We start from the raw sequence: 14,238 nt of genomic DNA on the forward strand, positions 1-14,238 counted from the left end.
ATGGCCCCACGGGAAAACGCGGCAACCACACTGCAAAATTTGAAACCAGCTGTAAAAACCAGACCACACCACGGGGTGGCATAATCCAGTCAATTCAACCAATTCAATACAATAAATTGGTATCAACAAACTTGGCACACTATTGAGTTCTCAAACAACAGACACACCCGGCACCACCACAACCAAACAGCCGTGGATCGCTCCGGAGCAACCTCTCAAACCTACCCGGACTCGGGGAGCTTTGCAAATCGGCGTTTCCGCGATTTACCGCCCCGGCGAACCGGCCCCACCCAAACCCGGCACGCTACAAAGCGTGCCATTTCCAGGCCGTTGAAAAAGGGGGTTTGTCGCAATTTTTCCGCATCAGCGGCGGCGACTCAGAAAACAATACACGCCCGCAACCCCCACAGCAAATCCAGCCCAGAGCGTGCCGCCAACCCCCGAAAACCCCGAAAACACAGGGATTCGGGGGCCATCCGTATCGCCTGCCCGGGCAGTCAGCCGGACCCGCCCGATATGGAGTGGGTCACAGGACCGTACAGAAGCCGCGCGCGCACGCACCCACTCCTGCCTCGCAAAGCCAGCAGGCGGATAGGGCGCGCCCGGTCAAACCGGACGCGCCCTCCGTTTGCCCTGAACCAACGAACTGGTTCAAGCCGGCTTTATTCAGTCGACGAGCACCGGCTGCTTGGCACCATCCGAAGACTCGACTACCGGCGTAACCTTGCCCGAACGGTGGTGAAGCCAGTTCGCGACTGCCAGGAGCGCCACGAGTGCGAAGGTGCTCAGGAGCTGGGGACGGGAGTCCTCGCCGATGAAGCCCACCGTGAAGATCGCCGCGAGGATGACCAGACCAAACACGGTGAGCCACGGGAAGCCGGGCATCCGCAGGGGAAGATCCGTTCCGTCGCGGTCGGCGCGGAGGCGCAGCGCGAGCTGGGCGAGGAGCGCGGAGGTCCACACCAGCAGGCATGTCGAGCCCACGATGTTGAGCAGGACAGGAAGAACCATCTCGGGGAAAGCCAGCTCCAGCACCACCGTGACAACGCCGAAAGCAACACTGGCCAGGACCGCGACCACCGGAACCCGGGCCTTGGACACGGAAGCGAGCAGACGCGGCGCTTCTCCCCGCTCGGCGAGGGAGTACGCCATCCGGGAGGCGCCGTAGAGGTTGGCGTTGAGCGCGGAAAGCAGTGCTGCGACGGCCACGAGGGTGATGGCGGTGGCAGCGCCGGGCATGCCCGCGGCGTCCAGCACTGCGGCGAACGGGCTCTTCAGCCCCGCCGAACCCACCGGAACCACGGCCGCGATCACGAAGATGGCACCGATGTAGAAGACCAGGATGCGCCACAGCACCGTCCGGACTGCCTTCTTCACGCTGCGGGCCGGCTCGGCGGTCTCAGCTGCCGCCACGGAGACAATCTCGGTGCCGCCGAATGCGAACGCCACCACGAACAGTGCCGTGGCAATCCCGGCGAAACCGCTGGGTGCGAAGCCGGCGCCGGTGAAGTTGGACAGGCCCGGCGACTGGACGCCCGGCAGCCAGCCGAAGAGCAGGGCAGCGCCCACCAGGAGGAACCCGACGATGGCCGCCACCTTGAGCAGGGCGAACCAGAACTCGAACTCGCCGAAGTTCTTCACACTCGTCAGGTTCACGGCGGTGAGCACCACGATGAACACGAACGCCATCAGCCACACCGGCAGGGCCGGGAAGATGGTCGCCAGCAGGCCCGCCGCACCGAGGGCTTCGGCCGCGATGACCACCACAAGCTGCAGCCACCAGAGCCAGCCCACCGTGGCACCGGCCACCGGCCCGTAGGCCTTGGCCGTATAGACGGAGAACGCACCACTGTCCGGATTGGCGGCCGCCATCTCGCCGAGGGCCCACATCACCAGGATGATGAGGGTGCCGGCCACAAGGTAGGAGATCAGCACGGCCGGGCCGGCAGCCTGGATGCCGGCGCCGGAGCCGATGAACAGGCCCGCGCCGATGGCGCTTCCGAGCCCCATCATCGTGAGCTGGCGGGGTTTCAGTGCCGCGCCCAGTGCGCGGCCAGACGTCTTTGTCTGTTGTTCCATGGGGAGTCCTCTGGTTGTAGGTGGAACGGGTTGGGGTTACAGGTCAGTCGATTGTCGAGGCCGCGTGCGCCTCAAGGAGCCGGAGTACGCGGTCGTTGGAGGCGGGATCGGCGACGGTGATCCGCACGCCGTCCCCCTGGTACGCCCGGACCAGGATGCCCGCGCGGTCGAACGCCTCCACCAGCCTCGCTTGGAGGTCCGCATCGGCACGGATCCACAGGAAGTTGCCCTGGCTCGCCTGCAGCTTCCAGCCCTGGGCCTCAAGCTGCGCGGCCATCCGTGCACGCTCCTGCCTGACGGCCGCGACCCGCGCTTCCATCTCCTCCCCCGCGTCCAGCGACGCGACGGCGGCCTTCTGGGCCAGCGCGCTCACGGAGAAGGGAAGGGCCGTCCGGCGCAGTCCCTCGGCGATGGCCGGCGCCGCCACGGCGTAGCCCACGCGCAGGCCGGCGAGTCCGTAGGCCTTCGAGAAGGTGCGCAGGATGCAGACGTTCGGGTACTGGCGGTAGAGCGCCAGGGAATCGGGACCGCTGCCGGCTTCGGCGTATTCCACGTAGGCCTCGTCGATCACCACGAGGATGTCGGAGCGGACGGACTGCAGGAAAGCCTCGAGCTGTTCATGGCTGATCGGCACGCCGGTGGGGTTGTTGGGGGTGCAGAGCAGGATCACCTTCGTGCGGGCGGTGACGGCCGCGGCCATGGCATCGAGGTCGTGGCCTTCTTCGCTGTCCAGCGGGATGCGGACCGGCCGGGCGCCTGCCAGCTCAACGAGGATGGGGTAGGCCTCGAAGGAACGCCACGCGAAGATCACCTCGTCCCCGGCGTCGCACAGGCCGGTGATGATCTGCTGCAGGACGCCGACGCTGCCGGGTCCCACCGCCACCTCTCCGGCCGTGACGCCGAGGTGGCCGGCAAGCCGTTCGCGGAGTTCGACGGCGGCACTGTCCGGGTAGCGGTTCATCGTACCGGCCGCCGCGGCCACCGCAGCGGCGGCAGCGGGCAGCGGTTCGTAGTGGCTTTCGTTGCTGGCGAGGGCCGCAATGTCCAGGCCGGCGCTGCGCCGGCCCGGGACGTAGGGCGGGAGGCCGGCCACCGCGCCGCGAAGGGTGGGAAGCGCGGTGTCCGGTGCGGTCAGGAGTTGATCACGGGTCATGAGGAACGACTATGTTGTGACCCGGCCCACAATGCAAGATACGCTCAACCCATTGGGACTTCTGCTCAACTTCTACTGACTGTGGTGAAAATATGACCATCCAGAACCCGCGCACCCTGGATTCCCTTGACGGCAGGATCATCCTCGCCCTCGACAAGGACCCGGAAGCCAGCGCCCTGGCACTCTCGCGGACGCTCGGCGTCGCACGGAACACGGTCCACGCCCGGCTGTCACGGCTCGAGCGCAGCGGCGCCCTCCGCTCCTTCAGCCGCAGGCTGGACCCCGCCGCACTCGGCTATGACCTGATGGCTTTCCTCTCACTGGCCATCAGCCAGACCCGGGCCGGAGCGGTGGAAAACGGGCTCGAGGCCATCCCGGAGGTGATCGAGGTGCACGCCACCACCGGCGACGCGGACCTCATGGCCAAGGTGGTGGCCCGGAGTACGGCCGATCTCTACCGCATCACCAACCAGATCCTGGCCATCGACGGAATTCAGCGGACCAGCACGGCCATCTCCGTGGTTGAACTGATGCCGCCCCGCTACGACGGCCTTTTGAGCCGGCTGTCAGAGCAGGAGGCGCGCCCTTCGGAGTAAGCGCAGGTGATGCACGCCACAGGTGGGCATATTTTCACTTGAGCCTCCGACTGCTGCCAAATATCCCAATCAATATCGGCTCTATTGCCTATCTGGGAACCAGCGCACAAGATTCCTGCATGACTACTCTTACCGTCTCCGGCCGCGTGGCGCAGGTTCTCAGCAGCTATGTCAGCGACGTCTTCGGCGTGATGGGCAACGGCAACGTCTACTTCCTGGACGCAGCGGAAAAGCTGGGCCTCCGCTTCTCCGCCGTCCGCCATGAAGGTGCCGCCATCGCCGCGGCCGACGCCTACTACCGGACCTCTGGACGCCTCGCCGCGGGCACCACCACCTACGGCCCCGGTTACACCAATGCACTCACCGCCCTCGCGGAGGCGGTCCAGGCGCAGATCCCCGTGGTGCTGGTCACCGGGGACGCGCCGAGCAGCGGCGCCCGGCCCCAGGACGTGGACCAGGCGGCCATCGCCGCAGGCCTCGGCGCGGCCACGTTCACCGTCACCCGCGACGCCGCGGGCGCCATCACGCAGCAGGCGGTGGAGTACGCACTCACCAGGCGCACCGCCGTCGTGATTGCCATCCCCTACGACCTCGCGGCACTCGACGCAGGGGACGAGGAGCTTCCGGCGCCGTTGGCACCTCAGGTGACGGACGACGTCGACGGCGGCCTGGGGCGCGTAGCCCGCCTGCTCGCCGGCGCGAAGCGGCCACTGATCCTCGCCGGCCGCGGTGCGCACCTCGCCGGAGCCGGCCCGGAGCTCCGCGAGCTCGCCGACCGCCTCGGCGCACTGACTGCCGGAACCGCCCTGGCGCTCAACCTCCTCAAAGGCGAGGGGTACTTGGGCGTCGCCGGCGGTTTCGGCACGGACACCGCGGCCGGCCTCATGGGTGAGGCCGATGTGGTCCTCGTGGCCGGGGCGAGCCTGAGCCCCTTCACCATGCGGTTCGGGCACCTGCTCGGCCCGGACAGCACCGTCATCCAGATCGACGCCGCCCTGCAGCCCACGCACCCCCGGGTGGACACGTTTGTCAGCGCGGACGTGAAGTCTGCCGCGGGACGCATCCTGGGGATGCTGGATGACGGCGCTTCGGCGGGCGCCTGCTCAGAAGCGTGGCGCGCGGAAGCCCGCCAGCGCCTGGCCGAAGGACCGGCCCACCACCCCGGTTTCGACGAGACCCCGGACGGCCGGCTGGACCCGCGCTCCCTGGCCACGGCATTGGATGCCGTGCTGCCGGAGCGCCGCACGGTGGTCCAGGACGGCGGGCACTTCGTCGGCTGGGCACCCATGTACTGGCGGATCCCGAGGCCGCAGGACCTGGTCATGGTGGGGACCGCGTTCCAGGCCATCGGGCTGGGCCTGGCCAGCGCCGTCGGGGCGGCCCGCGCCCTGGAGGACGGCCGCACCCTGGTGCTGGCCTCCGGCGACGGCGGTTTCCTGATGGGCCTGTCCGACCTCGAATCGCTGATCGGGGCGGCGAGCAGCGCCGTTGTGGTGATCTACAACGATGCGGCCTACGGAGCCGAAATCCACCAGTACGGATCCCAGGGCCTGACCGAAAAGCCCATGCTGATCCCCGAGGTGGACTTCAGCGGCATCGCCCGCGCGCTCGGTGCCGAGTCGGCGATCATCCGCTCGCTGGCGGACCTTTCCGCGCTCACCAATTGGATCGACGCCGGCGCGAAAGGTACCTTCGTGGCCGACTGCCGGATCACGTCAAGCGTCCGGGCTCCGTGGATGAGCGAGTGGATGGCGGCCAAGGAGCAGGAGAAGGCGGCGGTGGCGGGGTAGGAGGGCTGAATTCACACGTTCGAGGGATCTCGCCGACTACCCCGCCCCGACCCCGTTCAAGGCGGCTGGCCAGCACGGGGTGGGGAAAGATCAGCGCAATACTGCCTCCCGGCCCAACCACCCAGAGTCGCATTTCATATTCGTAGCGCTATCGATATAATTTTGACATGCCGCTGAGTATCCCCGAATTGGCGAAGCGCCTAAATGTAAACGAAAGCCGTGCACGGCACCTTGTGCAGTCCGGCCGTATCCGCGGGCAGAGGGTGGGCGGTCGATGGCTGGTTGATGAAGCGGACGCATCCCAGTATCAGCCCGGGGCACCCGCTGGCAGGCCACTTTCGGAGCGTAACGCATGGCTGTTTGTCCTTGCGGCCAGTGATGCTTGGAAAGACGCCAAGTCCGATTTTCTCGTGCCCGTCTCTCCCGTTGAGAAGTATCGCCTCAACCACAGGCTGCAACGGTGGGAGGACGCAGCCTTCTCCGTCCCCCTCCTGCTGGCGTTGCTCGCCAACCGTGCCGACAGACTTGAGTTTTCCGCCAGCGGCGGCGATATCCCGGAGTTGAAGAAGGATCCCCGGCTCCGGCCGTCCGGCGTGTCCCACCCGGAATCGGGCCTGCTCGCAAATTCCGAGATCGAGGCCTATGTAAGCCGGGATGACGTCGATGCCCTGGTAAGGGATTGGTTCCTGGTGGAGGCCAAGCCCGGGCAGCGGGCCAACGTTGTCCTGCATGCAGCTGATGACGTACCCGCTGAGCTTCCGCTACTGGTCGTAGCCGCGGATCTGGCCGAACGCCCAGGTGCTCGGGAACAAGAAGCCGCCCGCGAACTGGTCAGGAGCATTCATGCCGATTGAACTCCCGGCAATGCCTGTCGAGCAGCAGGAAGCCTGGCAGGCGGTGTTCGAGATCCATGCTGGTATGCCACAAGGCTGGGTCCTCGTCGGCGGACAGTCCGTCTACCTGCACGCGATTGAACGGAGCGCCCCTGTTGTCAGGGCAACAAGTGATGCCGATTTTGCCCTCGACATCCGGGCCTACCCTACGATGCTCCGCGACTTCACTTCACTGTTGAGGAAGCTCGGCTTCGAATCTGCGGGCGAGTCATTTGAGGGCCACCAGCACCGATGGCTCCGCGGAAAAGCCATCGTGGATGTCCTCATTCCCCGCCATCTCGGAGAGCGGGCAGCCGGCCGCCGTGGTGTGACAGGTGGGACGACGATCGCGGCACCCGCCACCCAGCAGGCACTGGACCGGGCGGAAACAGTTGATGTCACTGCTGGGTCGGTCACCGGTCGAGTGAACCGCCCATCGCTGCTCGGCAGCTTGATCGGTAAAGCCGCCGCCCTGAAAATTGTGAATGATGAATTTCGAGAGCGGCACATCACTGATTTTCTGACGCTGGCCGCCGTCGTGGGCGCCGCTGACCTGCGCGGCGTCACCTATCAGCCTGCAGAACGCGATCACCTTGCACATATGCTCGGCCATCTGAAAAACACCCCCGAGCATATGGGCCTCGTACCCGAAGGTGCAGACGGTGTGGAGCGCCTCCGGATGTCCCTGGGCTGATTCCGGTATGCACTCAACGCATGCTATGTCACCAGAGCCGCGCTGTTTCCGCGCCGTCGGGGCCCGATAGCGCGGGAGTAATTGGCTCCCGCTGGTGTCATATTGGTAGCGAAAGCACCATAAATATGAAATGCGGCCGGTAAACAGGAAGTCGTCCAGCCAGCCGCAACGCCGTCTTATAGGTGCCAACACCCAGAATGAGGCGACCAGCAGTACCTACGCGCAGGAGTCGGCCAATGACCTGTCCAGCTCGGGAACCGCAGATCCATTGAAGCGGCGAGTGGCGCCGTCGTGGTGATCTACAACGATCGGCGCACGGCGCCGAAATCCACCAGTACGGCTCCCAGGGCCTGACCGAAAAGCCGATGCTGATCCCCGAAGTGGACTTCAGCGGCATCGCCCGCGCGCTCGGTGCCGAGTCGGCGATCATCCGCTCGCTGGCGGACCTCTCGGCGCTCACGGACTGGATCGACGCCGGCGCCAGGGGAACCTTCGTGGCCGACTGCCGGATCACCTCCAGCGTGCGGGCCCCGTGGCTGAGCGAATGGATGGCAGCCAAGCAGGAGGCGAAGGCGGCGGTGGCTGGGTAACTCTCGTTCAAGGGAGCGGGCGACGGCGGCTGGTTGCCGCCGTCGCCCGTTTCCCTCGCTTTATCTATCCGGGGCGTCTTACCTAGAAGGCGCGGAGGATGTCTTCGACGCGGGTTTTGGCGTCTCCGAAGAGCATCTGGGAGTTGTCCCGGTAGAACAGGGGGTTCTGGACTCCGGCGTAACCTGCGGCCATGGAGCGTTTGAACACGACGACGTTCTCGGCTTCCCAAACCCGCAGGACGGGCATCCCGGCGATGGGGCTGCCCGGATCCTCGGCCGCTGAGGGGTTGACAGTGTCGTTCGCGCCGATGACCAGGACCACGGAGGTGTCGCCGAGGTCGTCGTTGATTTCGTCCATTTCCAGGACGATGTCGTAGGGGACCTTGGCTTCGGCCAAAAGCACGTTCATGTGCCCGGGCAGGCGCCCTGCGACCGGGTGGATGCCGAACCTGACATTAACGCCCTTCTCGCGGAGCTGGTGGGCGAGTTCGGCCACGGGGTACTGGGCCTGCGCGACGGCCATGCCGTAGCCGGGGGTAATGACCACGGACGAGGCGTTCGCCAGCATTTCCGCGGTTGCTTCGGCCGTGATTTCGCGGTGCTCGCCCTGGTCCGCGTCGCCGCCGGTGGTCGGGGCGGCGATGCCGAAGCCGCCGGCGATCACGGAGATGAAGGACCGGTTCATGGCCTTGCACATGATGTAGGACAGGTAGGCACCGGAGGAGCCGACCAGGGCGCCGGTGATGATCAGCAGGTCGTTGTTCAGCAGGAAGCCCGCGGCTGCGGCGGCCCAGCCGGAGTAGCTGTTGAGCATGGACACGACGACGGGCATGTCGCCGCCGCCGATGGAGGCCACGAGATGCCAGCCCAGTCCGAGGGCAAGGATGGTGACGACGATCAGGAGCCAGAGCTGGGAGTCGTTGACGTACCAGACGGTGAGGGCCACGAACGCGGCGAGGGCGCCGAGGTTGAGCGCGTTCTTGCCCGGCAGCATCAGCGGTGAGGACTTCATCCGGGCCGAGAGCTTCAGGAACGCCACGATGGAGCCGGTGAAGGTCACCGCGCCGATGAAGACGCCGATGAACACCTCGGCATGGTGGACCGCCATCAGGTCCGGGGACAACGCCGGGGCTTCGAGGTGCCCGTTCCAGCCGACCAGGACCGCGGCGAGGCCCACGAAGCTGTGCAACAGCGCGATCAGTTCGGGCATGCCGGTCATTTCCACCACGCGGGCGCGCCAGAGCCCGATGGCCCCGCCAACCAGCACAGCGGCCAGGAGCAGGACCAAACCGGTCAGGGCAGGGCCTGTGCCCCAGGCGCCCTGGACTGTCAGCCAGACGGTCGCGGCCAGGGCGATGACCATGCCGGTGATGCCGTACACGACGCCGGCACGGGCCTTCTCGTGCTTGCTCAGCCCGGCAAGGCTGAGAATGAACAGGACGGCAGCGACAATGTAGGCAGCCCCCGCGATGGAGTCGGCGGTCAACGGACCGGAGACGGTGTCAGACACGGTAAGGCTCCTCAAGAAAGTTCCGGTTGCTTCGGTGACGGCGCTCATGAACGGGCCTTCCCGGCCGAGAACATGGCGAGCATGCGACGGGTCACGGCGAAACCACCGAAGATGTTAATGCTGGCCAGCAGCACCGCGACCGCGGCAAGAACCTGCATCACGATGTTGTCCGAGGTAACCTGCAGCAGCGCACCGACCACGATGATCCCCGAGATCGCATTCGTCACGGACATCAGCGGGGTGTGCAGGGCGTGATGAACCTTCCCGATCACATAGAAACCGACCACGACCGAGAGCATCAGCACCGTGAAGTGCTGCGGCAGCGGCGCCGGGGCAACAGCGTTCACGAGGAACAGCGCGGCGATGCCGGCGGCGAAGAGCCCGGCCTTACCGGCGGTGCTGAGACCTGGTTTCTTCTTCGGCGCAGTACTGTCGGCGGCGGCCGAGGCGGCCGGCTTCACCACGGGTGCGGCGGAGACCTGGACCGGAGGCGGCGGCCAGGTCCTTTCGCCCTCGCGCACCACCGTCACGGAACGCTGCACCACGTCGTCGAAATCGATAGTCAGCTGGCCGTCCTTGTCCGGTGTCAGGAGCTTGAGCAGGTTCACCATGTTGGTCCCGTACAGCTGGGACGCCTGGGCCGGCAACCGGCCGGGGAGGTCGGTGTAGCCCAGGATGACCACGCCGTTGTCGGTGACCACGCGTTCCCCGGCGACCGAGCCTTCCACGTTTCCGCCCTGGCCCGCGGCCATGTCAACGATCACACTTCCCGGCTTCATGGCGGCAACGTCCTCGGCCGTGAGCAGCTTCGGGGCAGGCCGTCCCGGGATGAGCGCGGTGGTGATGATGATGTCCACCTCCGCTGCCTGCTCGGTGTAGATTTCCGCGGCCCGCCGGTTGTACGCCTCGGACGTGGCCTTGGCGTACCCGTCGGAGGACTTCATCTCCTCCTCCACCTCCACCTTGAGGTAGGTTCCGCCGATCGACTTCACCTGATCAGCCACCTCAGGGCGCGGATCCGTCGCCCGCACGATCGCACCCAGGCTGGACGCAGCACCAATCGCGGCCAGACCGGCAACACCGGCACCGGCGACCAGGACCTTCGCCGGCGGAACCTTGCCCGCCGCCGTCACCTGCCCGGTAAAGAACCACCCGAACTCATGAGCCGCCTCGATCACGGCCCGGTACCCGGCAATGTTCGCCATCGAACTGAGCACATCCATCGACTGCGCGCGCGAAATACGCGGCACCGCATCCAGCGCCAGCGCCGTAATGGGACGGGCAGCCAGTGCCTCTACCAGGTCCGGACGCAAAGCCGGGCTGAGCGAACCGATCAGCGTCGCACCAGGAGCCAGCTGGCCGATTTCCTCCTCGGTGGGCGGATTAACCCGCAGCACCACCGCGGATCCCCACGCCTCATCAGCACCAACAATCAGCGCACCGGCCTCGGCATAGTCTTCATCACGGAACGTCGCGGACTCCCCCGCGCCCTTCTCGACCACAACCTCGTAACCCAACCCCAACAACTGCTTCACCGTGGTGGGCGTTGCCGCCACCCGGCTCTCGCGACTTAACTCGGCCACAATGCCAATACGTGTCACGTTCGCTCCTCTTCCACACAAAAATCCCGGCACGCGATACCGCGGCCGGGCGAACCCACGTTGGTTCATTTCCGTCAGACAGGACCCGTCAGCCAAGAAGCTGGCGGGTCCCTAAAACTCCTGTTCAGTATGCCTTAGTGCCGGTGATAAACGTTTTCCATTACGACGGCGGACGCGCAGAAGGGCTGGCCGGACGAGGGCACTTTCTCCCCCTGTGCGACGGACCCGTGATCTTCCACAATCTGGATGTCATGTGGGATGACACCGGAGACGGTGCGCAAACCGGCTAGGCAGGACATGGCTCCCGTAAGTTCCCGTTCCGGGGCGGGCCGGTGGCGGCGCGGGCCTGGTTTTTGATCTCAGCAGCCTGTGGCTAGCGGCGGACAAGCCGCCACAGTGACGTGACCTCGGCCGTGCGCGCCTCGAACAGTGGATCGTCGCGGTCCGATGCCTTCGGATGCGTTGGCTTGGTGTCCAGCCGTTCCACGACCTTCAGCCCGGCCTCCGTGATGGCGGTCAGCAGATCCTCACGCGTCCGCAGGCCAAGGTGTTCGGCCAGGTCGGAGAGGACAAGCCAGCCCTCACCGTCCGGCTCCAGGTGGTCGGGGAGTTCGTTCAGGAAGCGGAACAGCATCCTGCTCCCGGGGTCGTAGACGGCGTTGTCCAGGGACGAATGCGGCGTGGCAGGAATCCAGGGCGGGTTGCACACGATGAGCGGTGCCCGTCCGGGCGGGAACATGTCGGTCAGGACCGCCTCGGCACGGTCTTCGACACCGAGGTTCCGGAAATTCTCGGCGGCGCAGGCGATGGCACGCGGCTCATTGTCCGTGGCCACCACGCGGCGGACGCCGCGGCGGGCAAGGACGGCAGCGAGCACCCCGGTGCCGGTCCCGACGTCGAACGCCAGCGTGTCAGAAGGAAGCGGCGCGGCGGCCACGAGATCCACATACTCACTCCGGGCGGGGAAGAACGTGCCGTAGTGCGGGTGGATACGGTCCTGCAGGGCATCGACGTAACATCGGATACGAAGCCTCATCAGCTGTTTACTGGCTGCTCAGTCTGCTGAACATCCCTGAACACCCGGAAAGGTATGCACCCATGCGGATACTCGTCGTCGGAGCCGGAGCCACAGGCGGGGCGTTCGGTACGCTCCTGCAGGAAGCGGGGCGGGATGTCACCTATTTGGTGCGGCCGCGCAAGCAGGAGGTCCTTCGCCGCGACGGGTTGCGCTTCATCTCCCCCACCGCTGACCGGACGCACCCGGTGAAAACCATCACGGCACCGGACGGGTCGGAGGCCTTCGATCTGATCCTGGTCACGGTCAAAGCCACCGCGTTCGACGGCGTCCTCGGCGAGCTTGGCGCTTTCGTCGGGCCTGGGACCAGCATCGTTCCCATCCTCAACGGCATGGCCCATGTGGACCGGCTTGAGCAGCTGTACCCGGGCCAGGTGCTGGGCGGCCTGGCCCGGATCGTCGCCACCCTCGACGGCGATGTGGTCCGCCAGCAGGTGCCCCTCACTTCGCTCATGGTGGGCGGGCTGAACGGAAACCCTGTCCCCACGGATATTTCCGAGGCGCTGGACGTGCCCGCCGTCGGCTTCTCGGTAGTGGACGACGTATTGGGCGCACTGTGGGACAAATGGGCCTTCATCGCTGCCGCGGGGATAGTCAATTGCCTGTTCCGGGCGCCGGTGGGACGGATCATCGAGGCCGGCGGGCAGTCCAGGATCCTGGAGGCCATCAGCGAAACCGAAGCGGTGGCCGCCGCTGCAGGACATCCCGTTTCCGACGCCGCTCACGCACAGGCGGTCGGCATACTCACCGAGCCGGGATCGGGCTTCACGTCCTCCCTGTACCGGGACCTCAGCGCCGGGCTGCCCTCGGAAGCCGAGCACATCCTCGGCGACCTCGCACGCAGGGCCCGCAGCCTCAACGTCCCGACGCCGCTGCTGGACCTCACCCTCATCCAGATCAGGGCCGGCCTGCAGCGCTGACGGACGTTGCCCCGGACTACAGCCGAACTAGCCGCCACAGCGACGTGACCTCGGCCGTGCGCGCCTCGAACAGTGGATCGTCGCGGTCCGATGCCTTCGGATGCGTTGGCTTGGTGTCCAGCCGTTCCACGACCTTCAGCCCAGCCGCCGTGATGGCGGCCAGCAGATCCTCACGCGTCCGCAGGCCAAGGTGTTCGGCCAGGTCGGAGAGGACAAGCCAGCCCTCACCGTCCGGCTCCAGGTGGTCGGGGAGTTCGTTCAGGAAGCGGAACAGCATCCTGCTCCCGGGGTCGTAGACGGCGTTGTCCAGGGACGAATGCGGCGTGGCAGGAATCCAGGGCGGGTTGCACACGATGAGCGGTGCCCGTCCGGGCGGGAACATGTCGGTCAGGACCGCCTCGGCACGGTCTTCGACACCGAGGTTCCGGAAATTCTCGGCGGCGCAGGCGATGGCACGCGGCTCATTGTCCGTGGCCACCACGCGGCGGACGCCGCGGCGGGCAAGGACGGCAGCGAGCACCCCGGTGCCGGTCCCGACGTCGAACGCCAGCGTGTCAGAAGGAAGCGGCGCGGCGGCCACGAGATCCACATACTCACTCCGCGTGGGGAAGAACGTGCCGTAGTGCGGGTGGATGCGGTCCTGCAGGGCATCGACGTAAATGCCCTTCTTCCGCCACTCGTGGGCGCCGATGGCCCCCACCAGCTCATGCAGCGACACCACGGAGGATTCGCCAACATCACCGTAGGCTTCGGCGGCGGCCTCCCCGATGTCGGGCGCGCGGCGCAGCGGCACCACCGGGCCTGGATCAAGGGGAATCAGCAGCAGGCCGAGAATACGGGCACGGTGCGAGGCTGACTGGCGGTGACGGTAGAACTTCTCGGCCGGAGTCGCTGCGGTATCCTTCTTTCCGGCACCTACCCGCCGGTCCAGGGCGTTGAGGATCTGCCGGGCGTTGTGGAAGTCACCGTGCCAGAGCATCGCGATCCCCTGCGACGCCATCCGGTTCGCCTCATCGGCCGTGAGGGAGTCGTCGACCACTTCAACGCGCGTCGGCGCCGGCCTGCCGTTCGCCGAACGCCACCGCGCGGTCATGCTCTCACCGGCCTCGGCCCACGTCACGACGGCGGGATCATCCACCGCAGCTGCGCGCTCGGGCTTGCGGGCCGGCGTCGGGATTCCCAAGGGAGCTGGCGTGTCGGTAGTGATAAGGATCCAATCCCAGCGTCAGAGGAGCCGATCGGCGGCTGACGATTGCGGCGGTGATCCACGACATGGAAGGCGACGGCCCAGGATTCCGGACCGTCATCCGGCCGCGAACCGAGCGTGGTTGATGGCCGCTTTAGCCATTCAACCTGCC

The 14,238-nt window shown here is 66.4% G+C and carries 11 protein-coding genes and 1 pseudogene; 6 read left to right on the forward strand and 6 right to left on the reverse strand.

From position 1 onward, the window contains the following. Window positions 1–666: 666 nt before the first annotated feature. Both EYS21_RS14700 and hisC read right to left on the reverse strand, forming a co-directional pair. Window positions 667–2,079, reverse strand: coding sequence for an amino acid permease (locus tag EYS21_RS14700; protein WP_131133963.1), 1,413 nt, complete (start codon window positions 2,077–2,079; stop codon window positions 667–669). 43 nt (window positions 2,080–2,122) lie between these two features. Then, window positions 2,123–3,232, reverse strand: coding sequence for a histidinol-phosphate transaminase (gene hisC, locus EYS21_RS14705; RefSeq protein WP_131133964.1), 1,110 nt, complete (start codon window positions 3,230–3,232; stop codon window positions 2,123–2,125). A gap of 92 nt (window positions 3,233–3,324) precedes the next feature. Between hisC and EYS21_RS14710 the strand changes: the two genes are divergently transcribed. From EYS21_RS14710 to EYS21_RS14730, 5 genes are all read left to right on the forward strand, one after another. After that, a complete protein-coding gene (locus EYS21_RS14710; RefSeq protein WP_131133965.1) occupies window positions 3,325–3,828 on the forward strand; it encodes an Lrp/AsnC family transcriptional regulator in 504 nt (167 codons plus the stop codon). A 119-nt stretch (window positions 3,829–3,947) separates the two neighbouring features. Beyond that, window positions 3,948–5,618: a thiamine pyrophosphate-binding protein gene (locus EYS21_RS14715; protein WP_131133966.1), complete on the forward strand. Its 1,671-nt coding sequence runs from the start codon at window positions 3,948–3,950 to the stop codon at window positions 5,616–5,618. Window positions 5,619–6,028: 410 nt separating this feature from the next. Further along, on the forward strand, window positions 6,029–6,472 hold the full coding sequence (locus EYS21_RS23760) for a hypothetical protein (RefSeq protein ID WP_242633443.1): 444 nt from the start codon (window positions 6,029–6,031) through the stop codon (window positions 6,470–6,472). Then, window positions 6,462–7,184: a hypothetical protein gene (locus EYS21_RS14725; RefSeq protein ID WP_131133968.1), complete on the forward strand. Its 723-nt coding sequence runs from the start codon at window positions 6,462–6,464 to the stop codon at window positions 7,182–7,184. Before EYS21_RS23760 ends, EYS21_RS14725 begins: the two co-directional genes overlap by 11 nt. Before the next feature lie 365 nt (window positions 7,185–7,549). Then, window positions 7,550–7,774: a hypothetical protein gene (locus EYS21_RS14730; RefSeq protein ID WP_242633444.1), complete on the forward strand. Its 225-nt coding sequence runs from the start codon at window positions 7,550–7,552 to the stop codon at window positions 7,772–7,774. A gap of 82 nt (window positions 7,775–7,856) precedes the next feature. On the opposite strand, the gene pntB is transcribed toward EYS21_RS14730, so the two are convergent. The 3 genes and pseudogenes from pntB to EYS21_RS14745 form a co-directional block, all read right to left on the reverse strand. Further along, on the reverse strand, window positions 7,857–9,260 hold the full coding sequence (pntB, locus tag EYS21_RS14735; RefSeq protein WP_131134193.1) for a Re/Si-specific NAD(P)(+) transhydrogenase subunit beta: 1,404 nt from the start codon (window positions 9,258–9,260) through the stop codon (window positions 7,857–7,859). Window positions 9,261–9,328: 68 nt separating this feature from the next. Next, complete coding sequence (locus EYS21_RS14740) at window positions 9,329–10,885, reverse strand: Re/Si-specific NAD(P)(+) transhydrogenase subunit alpha (RefSeq protein WP_131133969.1); 1,557 nt, start codon at window positions 10,883–10,885, stop codon at window positions 9,329–9,331. Between the two features lie 373 nt (window positions 10,886–11,258). Beyond that, window positions 11,259–11,900: pseudogene (locus tag EYS21_RS14745) on the reverse strand (class I SAM-dependent methyltransferase); the annotation flags it as partial. An 83-nt stretch (window positions 11,901–11,983) separates the two neighbouring features. Here EYS21_RS14745 and EYS21_RS14750 point away from each other — a divergent pair. Next, complete coding sequence (locus EYS21_RS14750; protein WP_131133970.1) at window positions 11,984–12,880, forward strand: 2-dehydropantoate 2-reductase; 897 nt, start codon at window positions 11,984–11,986, stop codon at window positions 12,878–12,880. Between the two features lie 16 nt (window positions 12,881–12,896). On the opposite strand, the gene EYS21_RS14755 is transcribed toward EYS21_RS14750, so the two are convergent. Further along, entirely contained in the window at window positions 12,897–14,063 is a 1,167-nt protein-coding gene (locus EYS21_RS14755) for a class I SAM-dependent methyltransferase (RefSeq protein WP_242633445.1), read from the reverse strand. Window positions 14,064–14,238 lie beyond the last annotated feature (175 nt).

The sequence above is a fragment of the Arthrobacter sp. S39 genome (assembly GCF_004320525.1).
GTDB lineage: Bacteria > Actinomycetota > Actinomycetes > Actinomycetales > Micrococcaceae > Arthrobacter.

Coding starts and splice junctions, on each gene's coding strand:
- EYS21_RS14700 (WP_131133963.1), bottom strand. CDS start 2,079: ATGGAACAACAGACAAAGACGTCTGGCCGCGCACTGGGCGCGGCACTG.
- hisC (WP_131133964.1), bottom strand. CDS start 3,232: ATGACCCGTGATCAACTCCTGACCGCACCGGACACCGCGCTTCCCACC.
- EYS21_RS14710 (WP_131133965.1), top strand. CDS start 3,325: ATGACCATCCAGAACCCGCGCACCCTGGATTCCCTTGACGGCAGGATC.
- EYS21_RS14715 (WP_131133966.1), top strand. CDS start 3,948: ATGACTACTCTTACCGTCTCCGGCCGCGTGGCGCAGGTTCTCAGCAGC.
- EYS21_RS14725 (WP_131133968.1), top strand. CDS start 6,462: ATGCCGATTGAACTCCCGGCAATGCCTGTCGAGCAGCAGGAAGCCTGG.
- EYS21_RS14730 (WP_242633444.1), top strand. CDS start 7,550: ATGCTGATCCCCGAAGTGGACTTCAGCGGCATCGCCCGCGCGCTCGGT.
- EYS21_RS14750 (WP_131133970.1), top strand. CDS start 11,984: ATGCGGATACTCGTCGTCGGAGCCGGAGCCACAGGCGGGGCGTTCGGT.